This window comes from Streptomyces sp. NPDC054842, assembly GCF_053611025.1.
This window is the reverse complement of sequence record NZ_JBSGZN010000103.1, coordinates 1-2,015: the sequence shown is the minus strand read 5'-3', so window position 1 is coordinate 2,015 and position 2,015 is coordinate 1. Positions and strand designations below refer to the sequence as shown.

At 71.9% G+C, this 2,015-nt stretch carries 2 protein-coding genes; one reads left to right on the top strand and one right to left on the bottom strand.

The features are described from left to right. Window positions 1-42: 42 nt before the first annotated feature. A complete protein-coding gene (locus ACWGIS_RS36245) occupies window positions 43-1,068 on the bottom strand; it encodes an alcohol dehydrogenase (protein WP_453366774.1) in 1,026 nt (341 codons plus the stop codon). A gap of 291 nt (window positions 1,069-1,359) precedes the next feature. On the opposite strand from ACWGIS_RS36245, the gene wrbA reads away from it, so the two are divergent. Further along, window positions 1,360-1,971, top strand: coding sequence for an NAD(P)H:quinone oxidoreductase (wrbA, locus tag ACWGIS_RS36240; RefSeq protein ID WP_453366773.1), 612 nt, complete (start codon window positions 1,360-1,362; stop codon window positions 1,969-1,971). Window positions 1,972-2,015: the final 44 nt, after the last annotated feature.

Below are 2,015 nucleotides of genomic sequence, written 5' to 3'. Positions count from 1 at the left end.
GTCCTGACGCGCGGTCCGCCCCTGGTCCTCGTGCGGTGACCGTCAGCCGTTCGTGAGCACCATCCGGAAGCGGGCACCACCGGAGAGCATCTTCTGGTACGCCTCGTCGGCCTGGTCGAGCGGCACCGGCTCGATGACCGGGCGGATCCCGTGCAGGGCGCTGAACTCCATGGTGTCCTGCACGTCCCGCGCGGTCCCCGAGGGGTGCCCGCGGACGACACGGCCGCTCAGGAGCAGTTGGAGGGGGCTGATCGCCAGCGGCTCGGGGCTGGCACCGATGGCCACCAGCTCGCCGCGGGGCGCCAGTCCGTCCACCGTCGCCGCGATGGCGTCGGAGCTGCCCGCGGTGGCCAGGACGGCCTTGGCGCCACCGAGTGCCTGGAGGGCGTCCGCGACGGGAGTGCCCTCCGTGCTGTCGATGTAGTGGTGGGCGCCCAACTGCCGGGCGAAGTCGCCCTTGTCGGCGCCCCTGGCGATCGCCACGGTCTCGAAGCCCATGGCGACGGCGTACTGCACGCCCAGGTGACCCAGGCCGCCGATACCGAGCACGGCGACCAGATCGCCGGGCCGGGCCGCACTGCGCCGCAGGCCGTTGAACGTCGTGACGCCCGCGCAGGCCATCGGGCCCGCGTCGTTCGCCGTCAGCGCCTCGGGGATACGGGCCAGCGCGTCGACCGGCGCGATCATCATCTCGCCGAAGCCGCCGTCGTAGGCCCACCCGGGGATCTTGAGGTTCTCGCACACGATGAAGTCGCCCTGCCGGCATGGCTTGCAGTGGCCGCAGCTGCCGCCGAACCAGCCGACCGTCACCCGGTCCCCGAGCTTCCAGCCCTTGTCCTGCGCGCCCTCCCCCAGCTCGTCGACGCGCCCGGCGATCTCGTGCCCGGGAACGAGCGGGAAGCGGACGCCGGGCATGCCGGCCGACACGAAGAAGGCGTCGCTGTGGCAGATGCCGCAGGCCTCCACGGCGACGCGCACGTGGCCGGGGCCGGGCTGCGGCAGATCGCGCTCGACGATCTCGAACGTGCCGTTGGCGACGGCCACCTGCGCGACTCGATAGGTACTCATGCTGTCACTCCGGAACAGGTGTGAGGGCCCCCGCACCAGCAGACCAGCTCCGCGCCGATCGCGCGCGCCGGGCCGGGCGCGGGCACCGCCGACGGCGGCCGCCCTCCTCCGCCGAGTCACTCCCCCGACAGGTGACAAGCATCCCGCGGCAAGGCGGCCCCGGCTGTTCCGGACGTCACACCCGACTCCTTTGACATGAGGCGGCCGTCCGCCTACCTTCTAAATAGTCGACCGGTCACCTAGTAGGTCGCTTCCACCGTCACCCACCCCACGGAATCGGAGACCGCCACCATGGCCACTCCCGTCAACCTCGCGATCGTCTACTACTCCTCCACCGGCACCATCACCGAGATCGCCAAGGAGCTGCGCGACGCCGCGCTCAAGGCGGGTGCCGAGGTCCGCCTGGTGAAGGCCGCCGAGCTGGCGCCCGCGGAGGCGATCCAGTCAAATCCGGCGTGGGCCGCCAACCACGAGGCCACCGCCGGCATCCCCGTCGCGGCTCCCGAGGACATCGAGTGGGCCGACGCCGTCCTGTTCGGCTCCGCGACCCGCTTCGGCAACCTGTCCGCCCAGCTCAAGCAGTTCATCGACACCCTCGGCGGCCTGTGGGCCCAGGGCAAGCTGGCCGACAAGGTCTACAGCGGCTTCACCTCCTCCGCCACCGCGCACGCCGGCCAGGAAACCACGCTGCAGGCCCTCTACACCTCGGTGCACCACTTCGGCGGCATCGTGGTCGCGCCCGGCTTCACGGACCCGGTCAAGTTCGCGGACGGCAACCCCTACGGCACCTCGCACGTCGACGCCCAGGGCACCAACCCGGTCGACGACACCACGCGCGCCGCGGCTCGTCACCAGGCCGAACGCGTGGTGCGGATCGCCTCGCGCCTCAAGGCAGCGGCCTGACGCACCCCGGAACCTCACGGCGGAGGCGGCCGTCACCGACAGGT